Raw genomic sequence first — 317 nt, forward strand, 5'->3', positions numbered from 1 at the left:
GTGGTTATGGGTGAAGAAATTGATTATGGAATCAGATATTATGGAATACCAGCTGGATATGAGTTTTCTTCTTTACTTGAATCAATCGAAATGATATCAACCGGAGATACGCAGCTAAGTCAAGATGTGATTGAAATGGTAAAGATGATTGACAAGCCAGTGCATATTCAAGTTTTTGTAACTCCAACTTGTCCATATTGTCCAGCTGCAGTACTTATGGGACATGCACTAGCCCTATTAAATAAGAACATTAAAGCTGATATGGTTGAAGCAACAGAATTTCCACAGCTCGCTTATAAATACAATGTCCGTGGTGT

1 protein-coding gene is annotated in these 317 nt (G+C 37.2%); it reads left to right on the top strand.

Annotated features, from left to right (window positions below):
• Positions 1 to 317, top strand: a 317-nt coding sequence (locus tag N3D74_06720; GenBank protein ID MCX8095856.1) for a thioredoxin family protein, incomplete at both ends; no start/stop codon positions are given.

This window comes from Caldisericia bacterium (assembly GCA_026414995.1).
Lineage (GTDB): Bacteria > Caldisericota > Caldisericia > B22-G15 > B22-G15 > JAAYUH01.